At 70.6% G+C, this 6,362-nt stretch carries 8 protein-coding genes; 4 read left to right on the forward strand and 4 right to left on the reverse strand.

The genetic code is table 11. The features are described 5' to 3' along the window. Positions 1-300 precede the first annotated feature (300 nt). Genes flgH through flgF form a run of 4 tightly spaced genes read right to left on the reverse strand, consistent with a single transcriptional unit; the run spans position 301 to position 3,186 of the window. A complete protein-coding gene (gene flgH, locus VEB62_RS15740) occupies positions 301-1,035 on the reverse strand; it encodes a flagellar basal body L-ring protein FlgH (RefSeq protein WP_324801853.1) in 735 nt (244 codons plus the stop codon). A 16-nt stretch (positions 1,036-1,051) separates the two neighbouring features. Beyond that, positions 1,052-1,651, reverse strand: a complete 600-nt coding sequence (locus VEB62_RS15745; protein ID WP_324801856.1) for a flagella basal body P-ring formation protein FlgA — start codon at positions 1,649-1,651, stop codon at positions 1,052-1,054. After that, on the reverse strand, positions 1,648-2,436 hold the full coding sequence (flgG, locus tag VEB62_RS15750; protein WP_324801859.1) for a flagellar basal-body rod protein FlgG: 789 nt from the start codon (positions 2,434-2,436) through the stop codon (positions 1,648-1,650). The genes VEB62_RS15745 and flgG overlap by 4 nt, the downstream gene beginning before the upstream one ends. Before the next feature lie 12 nt (positions 2,437-2,448). Next, positions 2,449-3,186, reverse strand: a complete 738-nt coding sequence (gene flgF / locus VEB62_RS15755; RefSeq protein ID WP_324801862.1) for a flagellar basal-body rod protein FlgF — start codon at positions 3,184-3,186, stop codon at positions 2,449-2,451. 175 nt (positions 3,187-3,361) lie between these two features. Between flgF and VEB62_RS15760 the strand changes: the two genes are divergently transcribed. The 4 genes from VEB62_RS15760 to VEB62_RS15775 all read left to right on the forward strand — a co-directional run. Next, a complete protein-coding gene (locus tag VEB62_RS15760; protein WP_414642067.1) occupies positions 3,362-4,009 on the forward strand; it encodes a flagellar basal body-associated FliL family protein in 648 nt (215 codons plus the stop codon). Between the two features lies 1 nt (position 4,010). Then, the gene (gene fliM, locus VEB62_RS15765; protein WP_324801868.1) at positions 4,011-5,078 is read left to right on the forward strand and encodes a flagellar motor switch protein FliM; all 1,068 of its coding nucleotides are present in this window, start codon (positions 4,011-4,013) and stop codon (positions 5,076-5,078) included. Further along, positions 5,078-5,605 carry a DUF6468 domain-containing protein gene (locus VEB62_RS15770; RefSeq protein ID WP_324801871.1) on the forward strand — a complete coding sequence of 176 codons (528 nt, stop codon included), beginning with the start codon at positions 5,078-5,080 and terminating at the stop codon, positions 5,603-5,605. Before fliM ends, VEB62_RS15770 begins: the two co-directional genes overlap by 1 nt. Positions 5,606-5,672: 67 nt before the next feature. Further along, positions 5,673-6,362: MotE family protein (locus VEB62_RS15775; RefSeq protein ID WP_324801874.1), on the forward strand; the 690-nt coding region annotated here is incomplete at its 3' end.

A 6,362-nucleotide genomic window follows, 5' to 3' on the forward strand; every position in this document is an offset into this window, starting at 1 on the left:
ACGACCTTGGTTAGGCGGCCTCGTTCGAACGTACGCGTCTTGTCATCCCGGACGCCGCACAGCGGCGATCCGGGACGCCGTATGCGCAAACCTTGTCCTCCCGGAAGCTGTGTCAGCAGCTATCCGGGAGACGGTTCAGGACATAGCGTGGCCGTAAGCCTGCTCCCGGACAATCGCGCCGCGATTTCCGGGAGGGCCCGGTTGGCGGGCGTTCCGTCCCGGATCGCCGCTTTCGCGGCGTCCGGGATGACAAGGCTCGGGGGCTCGCCGAAGTCGAATAGCCTGACCCTGCGTGGGCGGTCAGAACGGGCTGAAGCGCTCGACCAGGGACTGGGCCGCCGGGGTCGCCTGGACCCGGCTGATGTCGCCGCGGCCGCCATAGCTGATGCGCGCCTCGGCGATCTGGGTGTGGGCGATGGTGTTGGCCGAACTGATGTCCTCGGGCCGCACGATGCCGGCGACGGTCAGTTCGCGGATCTCGCGGTTGGTGCGCACTTCCTGCCGGCCCTGGATGACGAGGTTGCCGTTGGACATCACGTCGGTGACGACGGCGGCGATGGTCAGGCTGACCTTTTCCGAGCGGTTCACCGAGCCGGAGCCGTTGGCGTTGGACTCGCCTTCCATGCCGACCAGGTTGGCGGGGTCGAAGCCGCCGGGGAAGGCCTGGCCGAGGCTGTTCTCGAGGCCGAAGAAGTTGGTGATGCCCCCCGAGATGTCGTTGGTGCGGCTGCGCTGGGTCGAGTTCTGGGTCTGGGCGCGGTCGTCGATGTCGATGCTGACGGTCACGATGTCGCCGATGCGGCGCGCGCGCTGGTCGCCGAAGAAGGTGCGGGCGCCGGTGCGCCACAGGCTGTTGGCGCTGGCCGCGCGGTCGGCCTGCTGCTGTTCCGGCGACGGCAGATAGGTCTGGCTGGTCGGCACCAGGGCGGCCGGATAGCCGATGGGGGCCAGTTCCGGCCCACGCACCGCCTCGATGGCCGTGGAGCAGGCGCCGAGCGAGAGGGCGGCGGCGGAGACGATCAGGACGGTGCGCATCGGTACTCTATTCCCTCTATCGGGCGGCGAACTGTTGGGTGCGGAAGGCTTGAGCGGCGGGCCCGGCGATGGCCTGGCCGGGCGCGGTGGCGACGGCGTCGATGGTGCGGCCGGACTGCAGGTTGCGGACGGCGATGCGCTGGCCCTCGGCGGCGTTGCCCTCGGCGCGGCCGCTGATGGTCAGGCGGACGCCGCCGGCCTCCCAGGCGACCTCGACGATGTCGTTGCGGCTGATGATCCGGTCGGCAAGGGCCGTGCGGGCGGGCGCGGTGCGGGCCGGGGCGGGGGCGGCGGGCGTCTCGTTCGTGGCGGCGATGGCGGTTGGAGCCGGAGCAACGGCGGCGTGCCGCACCACCACCCGCCGCAACCCGGTCGGATTTGCCCACTCCAGCCCCGACTGGCGCGCGATGGACTGCAGCTGGCCGGCCTCGAACACCACGGACGGGCCCGAACGGGCGCCGATTACGACGCCGGAGGCCGATCCGGCTCCGTCGAACACGTCGCCCAGGGTGATCTGGCCGTCGGCGTCCACCGGATTGGCCTTCAGCGTCACCGGGCCGGCGAGAGCGGGGCCGGCCAGCAGCAGCAGGGCCGAGGCGAGGATCAGGGCCCTCATGATTTCACCTGCGCGCTGACCGACAGCATCTGGTCGGCGGTGGTGATGACCTTGGAGTTCATCTCGTAGGCCCGCTGGGCGATGATCAGGGCGCTGATCTCGGCCACGGCGTCGACGTTGGAGGCCTCGGTGTAGCCCTGCAGCAGCTCGCCGAAGCCGACCTCGCCCGGCGTGCCGACATTGGCCGGGCCCGAGGCCGCGGTTTCCAGCAGCAGGTTGTCGCCGATGGCCTCCAGACCCGCCTCGTTGAAGAAGGTGGCCAGTTCGATCTGGCCGACGACCTGGGGCTCGGTCTCGCCCTGGGTGATGACCTGGACCTGTCCGGACTTGGAGATCGACACGTCGATCGCATCCTGCGGGATCGAGATGTTCGGCTGCACCGCATAGCCGTCGTCGGTGACCAGCTGGCCCTCGCCGTTCAGGGAGAAGTTGCCGGCCCGGGCGAAGGCGGTCTCCCCTGACGGCATCAGGATCTGGAAATAGCCGCGCCCGTCGATGGCGACGTCGTAACGGCTGCCCGTCTGGGTCGGCGAACCCTGTTCGGTGACGCGGTAGACCGAGCCGGCCTTGACGCCCGCGCCGATCTGGATGCCGGTCGGGACCACGGTGCCCTGGCTGGACGACTGCGCGCCCATCCGCTCGACGTTCTGGTACAGCAGGTCCTGGAACTCGGCCCGCTGACGCTTGAAGCCGACCGTGTTCATGTTGGCGATGTTGTTGGAGATGACCTCCACGTTCAGCTGCTGGGCGGCCATGCCCGAGGCGGCGGTTCTGAGCGCTCTCATGTCCTGGTCTCCTTACGCGGCCCGCCCGAGGCGCTCGACGGCGCGGCGGGACAGGTCGTTGGTGTTCTCGATCATCCGTGTCACGCTCTCGTAGGCGCGCTGGATCTCGATCAGATTGGTGATCTCGAGGATCGGATTGACGTTGGAGCCTTCCAGCATGCCCTGGCGCACCTGGACGTCGTTGGCGTCGATGGGCGCGGCGTTGGAGGCGTTGCGGTAGAGGCCGTCGCCGCCCTTCTCGAGCACGGCGAGCGTCTCGAACCGGACCACGCTGAGGCGTCCGACCGGCTGGCCGTTCTGGCTGACCGTGCCGTCGGCGGCCACGGCGACCTGGCCGAGCAGGGGATCGAGCACGATGTCGCCGCCGTCGCCCTGGACCGCCGCGCCGCCCTGGGTGGTCAGCCGGCCCTCCGGATCGAGGGTGAACGCCCCGTCGCGGGTGTAGGCCGGGCCGGCGCCGTCCTGCAGGGCGAAGAAGGCGCCTTCGCCCTCGATGGCGAAATCGAGCGTGCGGCCGGTCTGCTCCAGAGCGCCCTGGCCGTAGTCGCGGCCGACGCCGTTATCCATGACGAAGCTGACGCCGGGGCTGACGAAGGCGTTGCGGGCCCGCTCGCCGACCTCCTCGCCGAGCAGCAGCTGCTCGACCTTGAAGCCGGTGGTGTCCGCATTGGCGATGTTGTTGGCCACGATGTCGAGCTCGCGGCGCAGCGTCATCTGGCGTGACAGTCCGACATAGGCGGCGTTTTCCACGGGCGGCTCCTTTCGCCCGGTCCCTCGCAACGGCCGTGCCAACAGGGTTAATCCAGTCAGGCCGGGCGTTTCAGGCGCGAAGACGGATTTGGAGCCCGGCAGGATTTGCCGGTTCTTAGCGCCTCGTTAACCAAAAACGGCTCGAATGGATCGAGAGATTCTCGGGGCGGGTGGCATGTTCAAATTCGGCAAGAAGAAGGGCGCGGCGACCAGCGACGACGCCGCCCTGCCGGCGGTTACGGACGGTGTCACGACCGAGGGCGAGACCGACGCGCCGCCCGCGAAGAAGAAGCTGCCGCTGCTGTTCATCGTCGTTCCGGCCGCCTTGGTGGTGCTGGGCGGCGGCGGCGGCGCGGCCTTCTTCCTGATGCAGCCCAAGGCCGAGGCCGCCGAGGGCGAGCACGCGGCGGAGAAGGCGGGCGGACACGCCAAGGCCGGGAAGAAGGGCGGCGGCCACGGGGCCGCGGCCGGCGGAGAGGCCAATCCGGCGCTGGGCGTGATCAGCGAAGGCCCCGACGGCGTCACCTTCTACACCCTGCCGGACATGGTGGTGAACATCCAGGCGGCCGACGGGCGGCCCACCTTCCTGAAGCTCAAGCTGACCCTCGAGATGAAGGACCCCGCCCTGGCCGAGCACCTGCAGGCCGAGATGCCGCGGATGCAGGACATGTTCCAGAGCTTCCTGCGCGAGCTGCGGCCCGAGGATCTGGCCGGCTCGGCCGGAAGCTTCCAGCTGCGCGCCGAAATCCTGCGGCGGGTCAATCTGATCGCCGCGCCGGGCAAGATCGACGCCGTGCTGATCGAAGAAATGCTGGTGAACTAGCATGACCGACGCGGCCTTCGCCGAAAGTCCGGATCCCCTGGCCGAGGCCGATCCCCTCGCCGCCGCCGAGGCGGCGGTCCTGTCGGAGCGCGTGCTGAACCAGGACGAGATCGACAGCCTGCTCGGCTTCGACCTTGGCGAGGAGGACGGCTCGGAACGCTCCGGCATCCGGGCCATCATCAACTCGGCCCTCGTTTCCTACGAGCGCCTGCCGATGCTCGAGATCGTCTTCGACCGCCTCGTGCGGCTGATGACGACCAGTCTGCGCAACTTCACCTCGGACAACGTCGAGGTCAGCCTCGACAACATCTCGTCGATCCGGTTCGGCGATTACCTGAACTCCATCCCCCTGCCGGCGATCCTGGCCGTGTTCCGGGCCGAGGAGCTGGACAACTACGGCCTGCTGACCGTCGACTCCAACCTGATCTATTCGATCGTCGACGTCCTGCTGGGCGGCCGCCGCGGCACCGCGGCCCTGCGCATCGAGGGCCGGCCCTACACCACCATCGAGCGGGTGCTGGTCCAGCGGATGGTCGAGGTGGTGCTGGCCGACGCCCGCGCCGCCTTCGAGCCGCTGACGCCGGTGCATTTCAACCTCGACCGGCTCGAGACCAATCCGCGCTTCGCCGCCATCGCCCGCCCGGCCAACGCCGCCATCCTCGTCAAGCTGCGCATCGACATGGAGGACCGCGGCGGGCGCATCGAGCTGCTGCTGCCCTACGCCACGCTCGAGCCCATCCGGAAGATGCTGCTGCAGCAGTTCATGGGCGAGAAGTTCGGTCGCGACAACATCTGGGAAGGCCACCTGGCCACCGAGCTCTGGACCACGGGCACCGAGGTGCGCGCCGTGCTCGACGAACAGCAGCTGCCCCTGTCGCAGGTGCTGAACCTCAAGGTCGGCGACACCCTGATGCTCAACGCCACGCCGGATTCGGACATCTCGATCCGGGCGGGATCGATCCCGCTGACCACCGGCCGCATGGGTCGCAAGGGCCAGCACATCGCGGTCCGCGTCGAGGCGCCGATCGACGTCGACACCGCTGCAAGCCTCGCGAAGGGAAGACGCTGATGACCGGTATGATTCTCGACGGCGTGCTGATGCTGCTGCTGGTCGCGGCGCTCGGCTACGGCGTGCGGCTGGAGCGCAAGCTGACGGCCCTGCGCGAGGGCCAGCAGGCGTTCGCCTCGGCCGTGACCGAGCTGAACGCCGCGGCGGGCCGGGCCGAGGCCGCCCTGGCCTCGCTGAGGGCCTCGGGGCAGGAGACCGACCTGCTGCACGACCGCATCGTCAAGGCGCGCGAGGTCAAGGCCCAGCTCGAGGCGCTGATCGCCCGCGGGCCCGCCGTCGCCGCCCCGGCGCGGGAGGCGCCGCCGGCCCGTCCCGCCGCCCCGGCGCCGGTCGCCCCCGCTCCGGAAGACGACCGCGCCCTGCGCATGGCGGCGCTGGCCGAGCGCATCCAGGGCATGGCCGCCCCGAAGGCTCCCGGCGGGAGCAATGTGGCGGCGATCCTCGGCGCCATGACCGCTAACCAATCCGCGAAGCAAAGCCTCAACCGCGCCCGGCGCAGCCTCGACGAAGACCTGTTCGCCGCCTGACCCTCATCCTTGTGGCCCCATGGCGAACGCGCGGCGTTCGCCGACTTGAGGGCCGGAGTAGCCGATCATGAGCAAGATCCCCCGCCTGCTGCCCCTGATCGCCATCGCCATCGGCGGGGTGGTGGTCGTCCGCGCCGTCGGCGTGGCCCCGGGCCTGTTCGACGGCGCCAGGGCGTGGGCCGAGGAGGCCGCGCCCGCGGCGGCCCCGGCGACGCCCGCCGCCGCCATCTGCGCCCTGACGCCGGAACAGCTGGCCCAGCAGGCCGGCATCTCCCCGGCCGAGCTGCGCATCATCCAGTCGCTGTCGGCGCGCCGCACCGAACTGGACGCCCGCGACGCCGACCTCGCCTCGATGCTGCCCCTGATGGCCACGGCCGAGCAGAAGCTTGACGCCAGGGTGGCGGCGCTGGCCGCCGTCAAGGCCGAGGTGCAGGCCCTGCTGGGGCAGGTCGGCGAGCGCGAGAAGGCCGAGGTCGACCGCCTCGTCGCCGTCTATTCCGCCATGCGTCCGCGCGAGGCGGCGCGGGTGTTCGCCACCCTCGACGATGACGTGCGCCTGCCGGTCGCCGCGGCGATGCGCCCCCGCTCGCTGGCCGCCGTCATGGCCCAGATGGAGCCCGCCGCCGCGCGCGAGCTGACCGAGAAGCTGGCCGGGCGGTTCGCGGCCCAGCGCCAGCTGGCCGCCAGGGCCGCGGCCGCCGCGGAAGGTCCCGCCGTCGCCCCCGCCGGCGCCTCGCCCGCCCCCGCGCCGGTCCAG

Origin of the sequence: Brevundimonas sp., assembly GCF_035626975.1 — a bacterium.
Lineage (GTDB): Bacteria > Pseudomonadota > Alphaproteobacteria > Caulobacterales > Caulobacteraceae > Brevundimonas.